Source organism: Shewanella sp. 10N.286.52.B9 (assembly GCF_002873635.1).
Lineage (GTDB): Bacteria > Pseudomonadota > Gammaproteobacteria > Enterobacterales > Shewanellaceae > Shewanella.
Genome location: NZ_MCTY01000004.1, coordinates 1 through 14,845, shown reverse-complemented (window position 1 = coordinate 14,845; position 14,845 = coordinate 1). Strand labels below are relative to the sequence as shown.

Annotated in this window: 11 protein-coding genes and 2 pseudogenes; 4 read left to right on the top strand and 9 right to left on the bottom strand. The window is 42.2% G+C overall.

What is annotated here, in order from left to right; genetic code table 11:
• Window positions 1-233: 233 nt before the first annotated feature.
• The 3 genes from BCU91_RS00540 to BCU91_RS00530 are packed head-to-tail and all read right to left on the bottom strand — an operon-like array spanning window position 234 to window position 4,338.
• The gene (locus BCU91_RS00540; RefSeq protein WP_102436346.1) at window positions 234-1,058 is read right to left on the bottom strand and encodes a hypothetical protein; all 825 of its coding nucleotides are present in this window, start codon (window positions 1,056-1,058) and stop codon (window positions 234-236) included.
• A 50-nt stretch (window positions 1,059-1,108) separates the two neighbouring features.
• Complete coding sequence (locus BCU91_RS00535) at window positions 1,109-2,728, bottom strand: chondroitinase-B domain-containing protein (protein ID WP_102475848.1); 1,620 nt, start codon at window positions 2,726-2,728, stop codon at window positions 1,109-1,111.
• Between the two features lie 50 nt (window positions 2,729-2,778).
• Window positions 2,779-4,338 (bottom strand): polysaccharide lyase 6 family protein, encoded by a 1,560-nt coding sequence (locus BCU91_RS00530; protein ID WP_102530674.1) that lies wholly within the window; start codon window positions 4,336-4,338, stop codon window positions 2,779-2,781.
• 283 nt (window positions 4,339-4,621) lie between these two features.
• Between BCU91_RS00530 and BCU91_RS00520 the strand changes: the two genes are divergently transcribed.
• From BCU91_RS00520 to BCU91_RS00510, 3 genes are all read left to right on the top strand, one after another.
• Window positions 4,622-5,581 (top strand): polysaccharide lyase family 7 protein, encoded by a 960-nt coding sequence (locus BCU91_RS00520; RefSeq protein ID WP_102436352.1) that lies wholly within the window; start codon window positions 4,622-4,624, stop codon window positions 5,579-5,581.
• Window positions 5,582-5,926: 345 nt separating this feature from the next.
• A complete protein-coding gene (locus tag BCU91_RS00515) occupies window positions 5,927-7,177 on the top strand; it encodes an alginate lyase family protein (protein ID WP_102475882.1) in 1,251 nt (416 codons plus the stop codon).
• 74 nt (window positions 7,178-7,251) lie between these two features.
• The gene (locus tag BCU91_RS00510; protein ID WP_102530672.1) at window positions 7,252-8,322 is read left to right on the top strand and encodes a polysaccharide lyase family 7 protein; all 1,071 of its coding nucleotides are present in this window, start codon (window positions 7,252-7,254) and stop codon (window positions 8,320-8,322) included.
• A 149-nt stretch (window positions 8,323-8,471) separates the two neighbouring features.
• Here BCU91_RS00510 and BCU91_RS00505 read toward each other — a convergent pair whose 3' ends face one another.
• Together BCU91_RS00505 and BCU91_RS00500 are read right to left on the bottom strand one after the other, a co-directional pair.
• Window positions 8,472-8,906: a hypothetical protein gene (locus BCU91_RS00505; protein ID WP_102436356.1), complete on the bottom strand. Its 435-nt coding sequence runs from the start codon at window positions 8,904-8,906 to the stop codon at window positions 8,472-8,474.
• 293 nt (window positions 8,907-9,199) lie between these two features.
• Window positions 9,200-10,978 (bottom strand): transporter, encoded by a 1,779-nt coding sequence (locus BCU91_RS00500; RefSeq protein WP_102436358.1) that lies wholly within the window; start codon window positions 10,976-10,978, stop codon window positions 9,200-9,202.
• Between the two features lie 545 nt (window positions 10,979-11,523).
• Here BCU91_RS00500 and BCU91_RS00495 point away from each other — a divergent pair.
• Window positions 11,524-11,775, top strand: a complete 252-nt coding sequence (locus BCU91_RS00495; RefSeq protein ID WP_102475883.1) for a hypothetical protein — start codon at window positions 11,524-11,526, stop codon at window positions 11,773-11,775.
• Window positions 11,776-11,949: 174 nt separating this feature from the next.
• Here the strand turns inward: BCU91_RS00495 and deoD are convergent, their stop codons facing one another.
• The 4 genes and pseudogenes from deoD to BCU91_RS00475 form a co-directional block, all read right to left on the bottom strand.
• Window positions 11,950-12,660 carry a purine-nucleoside phosphorylase gene (deoD, locus tag BCU91_RS00490; RefSeq protein ID WP_102530671.1) on the bottom strand — a complete coding sequence of 237 codons (711 nt, stop codon included), beginning with the start codon at window positions 12,658-12,660 and terminating at the stop codon, window positions 11,950-11,952.
• 56 nt (window positions 12,661-12,716) lie between these two features.
• Complete coding sequence (locus BCU91_RS00485; RefSeq protein ID WP_102520260.1) at window positions 12,717-13,943, bottom strand: NupC/NupG family nucleoside CNT transporter; 1,227 nt, start codon at window positions 13,941-13,943, stop codon at window positions 12,717-12,719.
• A 474-nt stretch (window positions 13,944-14,417) separates the two neighbouring features.
• Window positions 14,418-14,617, bottom strand: a pseudogene (locus BCU91_RS20465) (hypothetical protein); the annotation flags it as partial.
• A gap of 30 nt (window positions 14,618-14,647) precedes the next feature.
• Window positions 14,648-14,845: pseudogene (locus BCU91_RS00475) on the bottom strand (hypothetical protein); the annotation flags it as partial.

Here is a 14,845-nt window from a genome sequence, read left to right as displayed (position 1 = left end):
TTATAATAACCTTAATTGAAGATTAATACTTAATCCTTGTTCATAGTTAATACTGACAAGCTCACAAAAATCAAAAATAATCTTTATTTCAGTGTTAAGGGTAAAAAAAATGCTGCCTGTCACCAAGGACAAAGCAGCATTTCAAGTCAGACTTCTTGTTAATTAATCACTAAAAACCAAGGAATTAGATAAAATCCCAATAGTTATTTATTCATTAAATTAACAGCTAAACATTAGAAGCTGTATTTATAACCAAGCTCGATAGCGTTATCACGCTTACCGTACCAATCGTAACCACTGTTTTCTACCATATGGCTGTCTTTAAGCATCTCAGTTTTCAGCTTAAATTTACCGTATACTGTGTGCTTTTTCGCATGTGGGAAACGGTAGTTCGCGGTAAACTCGTGCTCAAATAAACTGCGATCACCATTACTGTATACATGCTGCTCTACACCACTGTCGTTCTTGTATGATGAGATTTTGCTATAGTGGATCAAGTTATAAACAAAGCGGAAGTTATCCCAACGGTACGTCAGCCACATGTCGTAACGCATTTCTTTGTTTTTGTCATCGCGGTAGTAGCTATCGGCCGGATCATCTTTTAGTGAGATACGGTCAAGGTGCTGACTATAACGTGCACGCACTTTTACCTGCCAATCGCTATTAATTTTATAACCATAGTAACCACCAAATCGGATACTGTTGGCAGTTTCTTTGGTTTGATAATCTAATACTGGGCCCGCCTGGTGCTCGTTATTATCGCCCCAACGCGTTTGATAATCTGTTTTGAATGTCAACTCGTACTGCTCAGGGGCAAAACCCACTTCTTTTTCAGACTTGCTGCGATCATATTGCCACGCTTGTTCAACACCAAACTTAAAGCCGTTGCGCATACGATGGCCAAACTCGACTTTAGGGCGGTCGGTACGACCATCAAGCAGTTTATGTTCCCATTTAATGGCAATGGTACTTTTACCAGGGCGTAGATTATCATCATCTTCTGCTGCAGCGTTAAAGCTTAAGGCACCTAAAACAGCAATTGCTAAATACTTTTTCATTCTGATATTCCTAATTATTTTTTTAATCAAATCCAGTTAATAACGCAAGCTTATTCAGCTGACTCTGGGCCAACCTCTGCTTCAGTAAGGATCACTAAGCCTGTTGCGCCTTTACCAGCAACATTACCTTCTGGAGTTGCAAGGAATAATTTTGAATCTTCAGCAGATTCTGTTAATTCAGCAGTGCCATTACCTAAGTTTTCACGCTCTCCTGTCACTTCTTCGTAGTTACTATTGCTTGATAACGTGGTTACCGCAAACATGTTGCCAGACCAAGTAGAACCTTCACCAAGTAAGCAGTCATCACGTACACCCTTGTCACTAGAATCAACACCGTCAACACCGTTTGCCACTAGGTTGTCGGTAAGATTAACCACTGAGTCATCGGTACATGCACCAGATTTACCAAAGATGAAACCTTGTTTGGCACTCACAATCGTGTTGTTAGCAACTGTTGATGGGGCTTTGAGCGTTACGCCAGCATCGATTTCTTCATCTAGTACTGAAATAGCGCCCACTTCATTACCGGTTTTAGAACGGCTATTGTTGTAGACATAGTTATTAGTCACTGTGTGGCCTTTAGAGATAATACGAATACCCGCTTCGTACTTACCATCATCTTCACCTGAGCCATCGTTGATCATAATATTGCTAGCTACAGTGTTGTTTTCACCACCTTCTAATGACACAAAGCCATTGCTGCTAATAAAAGTGTTATTTTCAATAGTGTTACTACTTAAACGCACATAGATCATCCGGCGTGATGCATTTACGTCAGTAAATAGATTGTCGCTGATGAGTGTATTGGTCACATAGTCTGTTTTAGATGAGCTTGAAGTGCCTAAACGAATCGCAAACACGTCATTGGTGCCGCTAAAAGGGTTATCAAGGGCTAAGTTGCTGAAATGGTTGTGACTAATAACCACATCTTTATGTGATGAACTCGTACCTTGAACAGTAATGAAAGAGCCTTCTTCTGTCGGTTTGTTAGTAAAGGCGTTATAGATGATTTGAGTGCCTTCACCGCGCACCATAATCCAATCTAATGGATCATCCTGGCCATTTGATGCAAGGTTTTCACCATCAATGGTCAGTTGTGATAACACCACGCCAGCAGGCTTACTCTCAACGGTTTCATAAGCCTCACCCATTGATGATGAAGTACCTACGTTGATTAGGGTGGTGGTTGAACTGTCTTTACAGATTGGAGTAACGTCTTTAAAAGTAATGTTACGTAACTGAATGTTATCAGCAGAGATAACCACACAACCTTCGCCACCTGTAATTTGTGCCGCCGCGCCATATTCAGAGCCTTCTAGGCCATCATAAGTCGGTTCACCACCTAATAATACTAATGGGGTTTCACTGTCTAAGACTAAATTGCTTAAACCGCTAAAGCTGGCAGTATTATCTAATAAGATAACGATTTGACCATCTTCATTAACGTCAGTCGCGCCGTCAATAGCCGCTTTAAGAGTGCTCAAATCAGCATCACTAAATACCAAATCAGGGACTAAATCCCCTACCGGTTCAATTGGGTCGGTTGGATCTGTTGGATCAGTAGGATCTGTTGGATCTTCAGTTATCGGCTTATCATAAAAATCACAGGCAGATAGCGTTGTTACAGCGAAAACAGCACTAATAAATAACGATAATTTATTAAGTTTCATACAACTTCCTTTTTTCTAAGTTTATTATTTTAATCGAATTCTTTTTTGCATTACTTTTGGATTGTGTAACTGGCACCAACATCTGCCATGGTCAGTACTTTTAAGCCCTTCGCGCCCACATCTAAATCTGCCGCTTCAAGCAAACCATTCGGTGCAACAATAAGCTTTGGCTCAGCAGTGCTAATACCTTCTGCTGGTAAATCTACCGCTTGGATAGGACCAAAATAGACTTCGTTGTTATAGGTAGGGTTAACCAGCTTAGCTACTTCATCATTACCTTTTAGGGCTAAAGACTTTTTCACTGCGGCGTAAGATAAGTTGTTATTAAAGGTCATATCGACACCAGCAAATACCGTCGATACTTTTTGATTGTCATAGAGGCTTACGCGGTGTTTTTTGTCTGAATATAAGACGTTTTGACGCGAGTTAATCACAGTGTTGTTTTCGATTAACACCTTGTTTGGTGTCGCTTGTTTGTTTAAACCTTTGCCTTTGACGTCTTGACTTAACCGTTCGCCTTTTTGAACATCAGTAATACCTGTATTAATGGCGATGCCACCACGAACATTACCGGTACCCATGACTCGTTCAATATAGTTGTTACGAATGGTATGGCCTTCATCATATAAACGAATACCACCTGAGTAACGTTTGCCATTACCAAGGATGACATTGTCTTCAACCACATTATTGATACCGTGACGCAATGACACCATTGAAGCGCTGTTAATAATGGTGTTACCACGTAGCACGTTGCCAGCTGACTTAAATGACACTAACTCTGTTTCACCATCACACTCGTAAAATAGGTTACCTTCAATGGTGGTTTTTGATGGATAGATTGAGCTTTTTGAATCGCCGACACGAATGGCTTCCCAGCTATTTGAGTTGTAACGGATCGCATCGCTAATATCGAACTCTTCATACTGGTTATGCTTTTGGTCATAAAACAAATTACCTTTAATGACATGGTTATCTGCAGTTTCGTCACCTTTAGCTTTCTGAATACCTATCAAGGTGCCGCGTTTATGCTTACCTTCGAAGGTGTTGTTCAATAATTGATTGTTTTTGCCGTAAAGCGATAACCATAAATACTTTGGATATTCATCACGCTTAGAATCTGGCTGATAAGCGTATTTATCATTGAAGAAGTAAAACATCGAGTTTTGTAGAGTGTTGTTATTACCGCGGAAAGTGATGCCGCCCATACGCTCAGCAGGGCCACCTTCGGTAAAGACCACACCATCGAGGGTAATATTGTTACCCACAAGGTTTAGCTGCACTAAGCCGGTAAACCAAGTTTGCCCTGGTACTTTTGCTTTAATAACAACGTTACTCGCGGTGATATCGAGACGACCTAAATCAGCATATTTGCCCGGTTCAAGAATTAACTCTTCCCCATCAGCAAGTGAAGCCAGCTTGCTTTTTAACGCTGCGCTATCAATGGCCTTGATTGAGCCTGAAGTAATCACTGCTTTTTCGTGAGCAACAATATTGTCTATTGCGACCTTATTAGTCTGTGTACCCTCATCAACTTTTGAATAGTTTTCGGTGGCACATCCGCCCAGTAAACTTAACGTAACTAAACCTGCAATTAAGCTAATCTTCATTAAATCGTCCCCTTATTTGTATTATGTTATTGTTTTATTTTTGTCGTATCATATCTGTGATATTGCGCAAACTTTTTTAAACTTTTTTATTATCAAAAGTGCAACAATCAAAATTAAACAATATAAACCATAAAAAACAGCAACTTAAAAAACTTGACCATTTAAGTCAAAAAACGTTAATCTTGTTTTTTGACGCGGGTCACATTTATGGTTCGGATAATAGCAATCAAAAAGCACTGGATCTATTGTATTATTTATTAATTAGAGGGGATTTGGATAAAAAATGACTAAAAAGACATCAGTGCCGCTTTTAACCAGTGTTATTTTTATGCTAATTGCTTGCGGAGGTGGCAGTTCAGAAACGGTTCCGCCTGAAGAAACGGTTCCGCCCGAAGAAACGGTTCCGCCCGAAGAATGTGAAAGTTGCAGCTGGAACATAGATCAATGGAAACTCACCCTACCTGTGAGTAAAGATGATTACTACGGCACGGGTGGCGACTCTGCCGCAGAGCTAATTCCAGCTGATTGTAGCGGTAAAACTCGACTATCAAACGACACCAACGAACCCTACTTCTGGGTTGATGACAGTGATGAGCGCATGTATTTTCAGGTCAACTTAGGTGATAGTGGCGCGACTACCATCAATTCATCTTATGTACGTTCAGAATTAAGAGAGCTATATCACTATCAAACCCAAGACCCTTGCAGTAGCAGCAATCAAAACTGGGCTATAAATCAACAACATCAACTATCAAGCAGCCTGCGCATAGAGCAATACCCACAGATAAATGGCCAAGATCCTAAAGTGATTGTCGGCCAAATCCACGCTTATCAAATAAAACAAGCACTGGTTAAACTGCAATGGGATGGACCAAACAAACCAATCCGCGCCATTTTGAACGATAGCTTTGCCCCTAATAACGACAGCTGTGATAGCTGCCAGTCGTTCAGTGTTGAACTAGGCACAGTGGATGCCGGTACTCAGTGGCACTATGACATTGTGGCCAACCAGCAAGGATTAACAATCACCACTGAGATCAATAATACCACCACAGCAAGAACCCTAGCTTGGGGCGAGCCTGTACTGGCAAAAGACGGTAAGTATTACAGCTTAACAGAAGCTTGGTTAGAGGAGACTTACTACTTCAAAGCTGGAATTTATCCGCAAATCCAACCTGACGAAGACTACCAAAATCAGATTTTTGAAGTGTCATTTGACAAGATCACAATCCAGCACCAGTAGCGTTAAACGTAAATGGCAGCCGTAATATAAGGCTGCCATTAACTTATAAGCGTTAATTCCATTCAGCCCAAACGCCGCATTAATGTATGACAAATTTACAATAAGGGTTAGCAGCACTATTTACTATAAACCTTATATAAGCAGTGGCTGACGCCATATAAGACTACACTCAAACCATTAATTAAAAACCAAATAAACCTAAGTTAGTAGCAAATGGCGCAATAGTTTGCCATTAACACAATACAATAAGATCTGGATCACAGCATCGAAACCGCTAGACAACTACCCTATTTGTATTATTTAATCTTTATAACAAATTCTATGAAGGATGATATTGTGACCCAAATGACCCTACGCCCAATTGCACTACTTATAAGTGCATTAGCACTCAGTCACCAAGTACAAGCCGCCGATTTTGTGTTCTTAAATGAAGATGTTTTGCAGCAAAATCGCACCATCCTTCAAAGCAAAGATGCTAGCGCCTCAATGAAGCAAGCTTATGAACGCTTGCTTGAAGAAGCCGACATCGCCATGAAACAAGCGCCTTTTAGTGTGGCTGAAAAAGGCATGACTCCACCAAGTGGCGACAAACATGATTACATGAGTATCAGCCCTTATTGGTGGCCAGATGAAACCAAAGCTGATGGTTTGCCGTGGATCCGCCACGATGGCAAAACCAACCCAGCCTCAAAAACCACAGAAACTGACTCTAGACGCATTGGTAACTTTACCCGCTCAACCCGCGCGGTCGCCTTAGCGTATTACTTTAGCCAAGATGAAGCCTATGCCAAAAAAGGCATCGAATTTGTGCGTACATGGTTCTTGAATGAAGCCACTAAAATGAACCCTAACGTCAATTACGGTCAAGGGGTTCCCGGCAGAGCAGAAGGACGTCGAGGCGGTATTATTGATACCCGCACCCTTGCCGACAGAATGCTAGATGCCATTGCTATTTTGTCGCAATCAAAGCATTGGACTGAACAAGATGAGCAGCAAATTAAGCAGTGGTACAGCGAGTACTTAGATTGGCTAATTGTTGATGATCTGTCTGGCGGCCCTAAAGGTGAGGCGGCAGCGGCTAATAACCATGGCACTTGGTATGACTTCCAAGTGGCCAGCATCGCTTACTTTATTGGTAATGATCACCTGACTAAACAGATGGTGCAAAAAGGAAAAATGCGGGTTGATACCCAGTTTGAAGCTGACGGCTCACAACCCCATGAGATTGAGCGTACTCGTGCCTACCATTACCACTATTTCAGTATTGTGCCATTAGTGGGCATTGCTGAACTCGGTGAAAAAGTCGGGGTTGATTTGTGGAACTATGAAAACGACAAAGGCGGCTCGATGGCTCAAGGTATCCAGTTAATGGCCAACTACCATGATCCCGCAGTGAAATGGCCTTACTCACAAAAAGATGACCGTCGCCGCGTTGAGCGCATGACTAGCATCTACTTAAAAGCCGGTGAGTCACTGAATAAACCTGAGTGGATAAAGCTTGCCAAAGACACCGACTTTAGCCAGTTCAGCGTTAAAAAGAACTTAGCCGAAGTGTGGGAGCAGCGTGACATTGAGCTGCTTTATCACAAGCAATAATCATTAATAAAATCCTAACACCCAGTCGCAAACGCTACTGGGTGTGTTATTTATAGTGTCAAACAGGAGGCAAGATGCCACACCGTTTAATAAAAACTACCATTGCTACAGCGATGACAATAGGGCTTTGTTCAAGCGCCTATGCCGCCACAGACTTAGCCACTCAGCAGCAAGCCTACAAAGCCAAACTCAGCCAAGCATTAAGCCCGACGCTGGCACCTGCGCAAAATTTTGATTTATCGCAAATGAAAATCAATCTGCCTATTCCTGATCATCGCCCTGCGCGCCAAGGTCAAGTAATGGAAATTGAAGTGGATGAACTTAACGATAGCGTGCGCCCGTACACTAACCACTTTTGGTTTTACAGCCACCCTGAAACTGGCGCCATGGTAATGGCATCACCTAACACAGCACCCACTACTAAAAACAGCGCCAATGCCCGCTCTGAACTGCGGATCATGCTCAATGGTGAAGGGACCAAGGTCAACCCCAAGCACCCAAGCAATAACTTTGTCATTGATACTCACCCTAACAAGCAAGCTTATGGCGCTATCGGCGGCCAGTTAAGTGCCACCGTTGCGGTTGATTGGGTTAGTGTTAGTGGCGATGACAGTAAATTCCCATCCCACTCGGTGGTGGTTGGCCAAATTCATGGATCAAGTAAAGTTGAACCACTTAAAATTTACTACCGCAAAATGCCAAACCATGAATATGGTTCACTGTTTTGGAACTATGAAGTTTACCCAGCAGATATAGACCAACGCTACGATATCCCTATTCCAATTTGGGGCAGCGATACGTTAACCAAGCAAAGTGACGATCCTATTGATGGCATCAAGCTAGGGGAGCTATTTAGCTATGACGTCAATGTTGTTGGCAGCTTGATGACGCTAACCTTTGTCAAAAATCCCGGTACTGATGCCGCCCAAACCAAGGTATTTAAAACCGATTTAAGTCAGCCTTACCCAGGTCACCCCATTGACCAAGGTTATGGCAGCGACAACATGTACTTTAAAGCCGGTGCTTATAACCAATGTAATCAAGGTACTGCGCACCCAGTTTGGGGCACGGGATGCACTAACAACGGCGTCGCCGCAGGAGATTACACCCAAGTGAGTTTTTATAAGCTGAACTTGAAACAGTAGTGTTGTGGGTCATTTAAGTCAGTAACTAAGCCAGCTACAAGCTGGCTTTTTTTGGCTAAAAATAACACTCATTAGCTAGCATTTATCGTTAATTTCGAGCTTGAGATCTTGATTTTTTAAACTGCAAACGAAGTTTGATAACTAAAAACCTATCGCCATAACCTTATTGTGCCCAGCAGGTAATAAGCACCGAAAATACAACAAATGACAGAACTGACAACCCAAAATGTTAGCGAGTTTTGGTGCACCAGGGGATCGGATGTGAAAAACGGTACAATTAACCCTGCAATACCGCGCACTAAATACACTGCGGAGATTAAGACTAAGCAGGTTTTTAATAGAGGAAGCTTGAAGATAACCCCAGCGCCAGATAGGGCGTAAAAGCCCCAGCCCGCTAGAATAGCAGCGATGATAAGCGTGACTATCGTTGGGTATGAGTCACCAGCTGCAGCCATCTGCGCCATCCCCTCTCCAGCACCGAAAAAACGGTACCAATCCGGCCCGCCGAAAATACAGCCGATGTGTAATAACGCAGCGAAAAAGCTTAAGTACGCAGCAACAATAAGTAAATTATTTCTTTGCATCTAAATCCCTTTAGAACATAACGTTTATAGCCAGCCAATGACTGTACATTCAGCAAAGCTATTGATTAATAAGTACTCTAGCAAATCAAAATCGAAATAACGAGTAGGCTTAATGGCCAACACTCACTTCTAATTACAACGTTAATCTTTTTAAATCAGCAAACCAAGTTTGAAAAACTCAATTTCCCATTGGCAAATAGCCAAAAAAAAACCACCTAGATAACTAGGTGGTTTTCATGGTCAACATTTTGTAGGGAACTGAGTTAACGGTTCAATCTAACCATATTTAAAGCTTAGCTATTGCTTGCTTCTGCCTCAAGGGCTGCATCTTCAATCTTGTCGTCTACCGCTTTAATCAACACTAGACCCACGGTAAGTACAATGCCGCCACACAAGATAAAGATAAAGCGTCCGGTCATTTCGTTAGGAATGAAGAACATCGACATGATCCCAATACCTGCCACCGAAATCAGTGAACCGAGCATTTTACGTTGCTTGTTATCTAATTTCTGCTGCTCTTCACCTTCTGAAATCAACGGTGTATCAAGGTTCTCGAAGAATTTATCTACATCTTTTTGACGCTCTGCAGTTAATGGCTTGTAGAACAATGTTGATGCCACGAAGAAGCCAGCAGTAAACACTAAGTGACCCACTAAACCAATGGCAACCACAAGCTCTGACCACTCACGAGAGGTTAACTGATTGTCTAAGTTAAACGCAGTTTCTATCATTTCTGGGGTAATAATAAAGCCCACAAAGAATGAAACAAAACCACCGACAACTAAGGTACCCCAACCAGCCCAGTCCGGCGTTTTCTTAATAAAGAAGCCACAGAAAGCAGGGATAGTCATCGGGAAACCAATCAAGGCGCCCACGTACATCATGGTATCGAATAAGCTTAACCCTTTGAGCGAGTTGATAAACAATGCCACCAAGATAATCGCAACACCAAAGAAAGTAGAGGTTAGCTTAGAAACCACCACTAGCTCTTTCTCGTTCGCTGTTGGGCGAACAATCGGCTCATAGAAGTTTTTAACAAAAATACCTGAGTTCTTATTCAGACCAGAATCCATAGAAGACATGGTTGCTGCAAACATGGCCGCAATCAATAACCCAACCATACCTGCAGGCATGTAAGTTTCTACAAAGTAAAGGTAAGCAAAATCAGAGGCTTTGCCAGCTGCATCTGGGTAAGCCAGTGCCAAGTTAACCCCTTCACCAGCTATAAACCAGCTTGGCATGAACCAAATTAATGGGCCCATGGTCATTAAAATACACGCTAACAATGCTGCTTTACGGGCATTTTTAGAGTCTTTTGCAGCAAGGTAACGGTATGAGTTCAGCATGTTATTGGTAATACTGAACTGCTTTAAGAAGATAAACACACCCCACATAGCAAAGATGCTCAAGTAGTTCATGTCGTTACCAACAATGAATGACTCAGTTGGGAAGTTTTCAATGATGTTATTTACGCCACCACCTTGAATAATTGCCACTACCGCACAAGTAACGGTTACGGCCATAATCACCAGCATTTGCAAGAAGTCTGAGGCGATAACCGCCCAAGAACCACCAGTCACTGACATCACTAATACCACAAGACCCGTTAGGATAATGGTGGTGGTCATGTCAAAGCCAAAGATGCCAGAGGCGATAATAGCCAAACCATTTAACCAAATACCCGCGGTAATAACGCTGTTTGGCATGCCAGTCCAAGTAAACACTTGCTCGTTAACTTTACCGAAGCGCATTCTAATGGCTTCAATTACGGTAACAACGCGAAGTTGGCGGAATTTAGGAGCGAAGTAGAGGTAGTTCATCAGGTAGCCAAAGGCATTGGCTAAGAACAATATTGCGACGGCAAAACCGTCGGTGTACGCTTTACCTGCAGCACCGGTAAAGGTCCAAGCACTAAACTGCGTCATAAACGCCGATGCACCAACCATCCACCACAGCATGTTTCCGCCGCCACGGAAGTAATCACTTGTATTGTTAGTGAACGTTCTAAACATCCAACCAATACCAATCAGGAATAAGAAATATATTCCGACAACAATCGTGTTAAGTTCCATTGTTCAACCTTAATCTAATACGCTTGAGTTGACTATAATCTAAAAGCCCCATTTAATTGTACTACAATATAGCAAATGTGTGATCAAACACATAATAGTTATTCGGCTATTTTATTTGCAGTCGCATTTTATGATTTAGATTCATTTTCAACAAAAACCAAAAATAAAATAAAACGATAAAAAACAGGAGTATATCAAGTTTAAGTGAGTGAGTTCACACATTTTATCTTAAAGAAAAAACACAAATAATTATTACATTATGACAGTTAAGAGTAGTTACTCTTTCACCACAACCACCCAATTGTAGTATTTATTAACTATTTAGAGAGAGATTTCACTCACGAAGATTAAACAAAGTCACTTTCAAACCACCTCAAAAAGCTGTTATGTGTGTAAAATACACTTAATTAATATTCAAAAAGTTTGACAGCACTGCACTCATAATAAGTGACAGCAACAAGCATTAAAATAGCACCTAAGTGCGTTGCACACTTTCTCAATTAGCAGCTTAAAAGATGTCGCTAACCTTACTGAATGAGACTTTAATGGCAAAACCCAACCCTAAAGGCCCTAGTCGCACTGTCGATATCTTCTGTGGCAAATGTAAAACCCAACTTTTTAAGTACCGCAAAGGGGGTAAAGGCGCATTAGTAAAATGCTTTAAAGAGCGCATTGTAAATGATTACACCACCAGCCCATGTATATGTCCGCAATGTGAAAGCACTTTTGCCAGAGACACCTTGGTTCGTGGTACCCCTGCCTTTAAGATGATTGGCGGCAAGGTAACCATGAAATAAAGTCTATTAAGTCGCTGCGTTATTCAAGTCATCGCTTAACAAGCTAATCGACCCGCTGCTGATAAAGCCCATAAAAAATGCCGCCCATTACCATAAGGTATTGGGTGGCATAACGGTTTCATACTAACAAGCAGTCTCACCTAGCGTTTACATCCAGGTAAGCACTTATCATCATTAGTCTAAATGGCTTACCGCTTCTAATGTCAGCTTGATCATGTCATTCAAGGTCTGTTGACGCTCTTCAGCGCTCAAGTGTAAACCTTGTCTTAAATGATCGGTCACTGTCATCATTGCTAATGCATTAGCGCCGTATTCCGCAGCGACGCCGTAAAGCCCAGCCGCTTCCATTTCAACGCCTAAGATGCCGTACTTTTCCATTAGGTCGTAACGTTCTTCATCTGCACTATAAAATAAGTCAGAAGAATATAGGTTACCGACATGGTAACTTGCACCTTGTTTATCAGCTGCATCAGCCGCTAAACGCAACATGTTAAAGTCAGCAATCATAGCAAAATCGGTATTAGCAAAGCGCGAACGGTTAACCGCTGAGTCTGTGCTTGCACCCATTGCCATAACCACATCCATCAATTTAATTTTATCGCTCACAGCGCCACAAGAACCGATACGGATAATGTTCTCAACGCCGTATTCGGTGATCAACTCTTTAGCATAGATAGAGATTGACGGAATGCCCATACCAGAACCCATCACTGAAATCGGCTTACCTTGAAACTCACCGGTATAACCCAGCATGTTACGAACATCAGTCACTAGCTTAGGGTTATCAAGGAAGTTTTCAGCAATATATTTAGCACGTAGAGGGTCGCCAGGCATTAAAACTGTCTTAGCAAAAGCACCTTCTGGGGCATTAATATGTGGGGTCATGTGTTACTCCAATAAAAAGCCTGCTACTGATAAGCAGGCGTAAAAAATTAAGGTTATTAGCCGGCTAAGCTAAATAATAAACCGGCAATAGTACCGCTCATTAAGTTTGCTAGTGCAGCGGCAATTAAGGCTTTCATGCCAATTTCACCTAGGTCATGACGACGCTCTGGGCACAATGCCGCTAAACCGCCAATCACCATGGCGAGTGAGCCAATGTTAGCGAAGCCACAAAGGGCAAAACTGATAATAATTTGGGTTTTTGGCGACAGCTCTGAAGCCACTTTTAAGAAGTCGAGATAGGCAACAAACTCATTAATCACCATTTTTTGGCCGATAAATGAAGCCGCTTGGGTCGCTTCAGACCAAGGCACACCCATTAACCATGCAAGTGGCGCTAATAAGTAACCTAAGATGGCTTGTAGCGTTAGATCTGCAATACCAAACCAACTACCTACGCCACCGATAAGACCGTTAACCATTGCAATCAATCCCACAAATGCAATCAGTAGCGCAGCAACCATCATCACCTGTTGCATGCCCATCGCTGCGCCATTGGCGGCAGCATCAAGTACATTGCTCGGTTTGTCTTCTTGCTCATCCATGACCTTACCAATGTCATTGCGAGGCGTTTCAGTTTCTGGCCACATAATTTTGGCAAACAACAGTCCTGCTGGTGCAGTCATAAAGGCAGCGGTCAGCACGTACTTAATATCAACACCCATTTGGATATAACCAATCATGGTGCCACCAGCAACAGAGGCTAAACCGCCAGTCATCACTGCAAATAGCTCTGAGCGGGTCATGTGTTTTACAAAAGGACGCACCATTGAAGGGGCTTCAATCGGTCCCACAAAAATATTGGCGGTTGCCGATAAGGACTCAGCGCGGCTAGTGCCAAGTATTTTTGATAATGCGCCGCCAATAATGCCAATAAACAGCTGCATGATGCCAAGGTAATACAGCACGGCGATGAGCGAGCTAATAAATACCACAATAAATAACACGTTAATTAAGAAGATGAATCCAACACTGAATTTGGCTAAGTCACCAAACACGAAGCTTAAGCCTTCATTGCCGTAGCTAATAACGTGCATCACGCCATTAGAAGCGCTATCCAATATGGTTTGACCCATTGGCACGTACATTACAAATGCACCAAAGGCGACTTGGAATGCTAACGCACCGATAACCGTTCTTAGGTTAATAGCCTTTCTTCGTTCTGACAGTAAAACAGCTAAACCAATCAAGGCACACATGCCTAGTAAACTGATGAAAACATCCATACATTTTTAACTCACTAAACTCTACGATACGAGCAGTTTAGCGAGCAATGGCACGGACTCAAGCAATAGATACCAGTCGGGATGATTATTTTTATTAGACGATTAAAAGCCTGACAACGCCTTATAAATAACAACACAAAGCCTAAATAGCGCTTTCACAAGGAGCAGACAGGCAGCAATCAAATTACAACTTAAAAACATCACCAACATCAACCTCACAAGGGTGACCAACTGAATCAATATCGGCGTGATTTCAAACAGAATAAAATGTCACTTTATCCGATCAAATTATTACAATTAAGTAATTTTACAACACTAAAAAACGTTAAAAATTAGCCCCAAAATGCTTCACTTTCGAAGTACTCAAACAAGAACAATGATTCAAATAAGATAGATGAAGATGAAAAAGCCCGTTAAACGGGCTTTTTATTTAGAATGACCATTAAATAGCACAGCGGTAACTGTAACGATAAATCAGTTCGTATTCAGTTTGGTCACTGGTAACTTGGTCGATAGCCCTGCTGCAATAGCAACAAAGGCCGCCGAGATCCACAAGCAGGCTTCTAGACCATAAAACTGAAACACTGCCCAGATAATACCGTACCGATTAATCGCCCCATGGCGTTAGCCATATAGTAAAAGCCCACATCAAGGGACACTTCATCACTGTCGGCAATAATTGTGACTATTAATTAGTGCGTAAATTAGTGCGTGCTCAGTTTGGTCACAGGTAACTTGGTCGATAGCCCTGCTGCGATGGCAACAAAAGCCGCCGAGATCCACAAGCAGGCTTCTAGACCATAAAACTGAAACACTAGCCCAGATAATACCGTACCGATTAATCGCCCCATGGCGTTAGCCATATAGTAAAAGCCCACATCAAGGGACACTTCATCACTGTC

Excerpts from the sequence above, each read along its gene's own strand:
- BCU91_RS00535 (WP_102475848.1), bottom strand. The coding sequence starts at position 2,728 with ATGAAACTTAATAAATTATCGTTATTTATTAGTGCTGTTTTCGCTGTA.
- BCU91_RS00505 (WP_102436356.1), bottom strand. The coding sequence starts at position 8,906 with ATGCAAAGAAATAATTTACTTATTGTTGCTGCGTACTTAAGCTTTTTC.
- BCU91_RS00485 (WP_102520260.1), bottom strand. The coding sequence starts at position 13,943 with ATGGATGTTTTCATCAGTTTACTAGGCATGTGTGCCTTGATTGGTTTA.
- BCU91_RS00520 (WP_102436352.1), top strand. The coding sequence starts at position 4,622 with ATGACTAAAAAGACATCAGTGCCGCTTTTAACCAGTGTTATTTTTATG.
- BCU91_RS00495 (WP_102475883.1), top strand. The coding sequence starts at position 11,524 with ATGGCAAAACCCAACCCTAAAGGCCCTAGTCGCACTGTCGATATCTTC.
- BCU91_RS00540 (WP_102436346.1), bottom strand. The coding sequence starts at position 1,058 with ATGAAAAAGTATTTAGCAATTGCTGTTTTAGGTGCCTTAAGCTTTAAC.
- deoD (WP_102530671.1), bottom strand. The coding sequence starts at position 12,660 with ATGACCCCACATATTAATGCCCCAGAAGGTGCTTTTGCTAAGACAGTT.
- BCU91_RS00530 (WP_102530674.1), bottom strand. The coding sequence starts at position 4,338 with ATGAAGATTAGCTTAATTGCAGGTTTAGTTACGTTAAGTTTACTGGGC.
- BCU91_RS00500 (WP_102436358.1), bottom strand. The coding sequence starts at position 10,978 with ATGGAACTTAACACGATTGTTGTCGGAATATATTTCTTATTCCTGATT.
- BCU91_RS00515 (WP_102475882.1), top strand. The coding sequence starts at position 5,927 with ATGACCCTACGCCCAATTGCACTACTTATAAGTGCATTAGCACTCAGT.
- BCU91_RS00510 (WP_102530672.1), top strand. The coding sequence starts at position 7,252 with ATGCCACACCGTTTAATAAAAACTACCATTGCTACAGCGATGACAATA.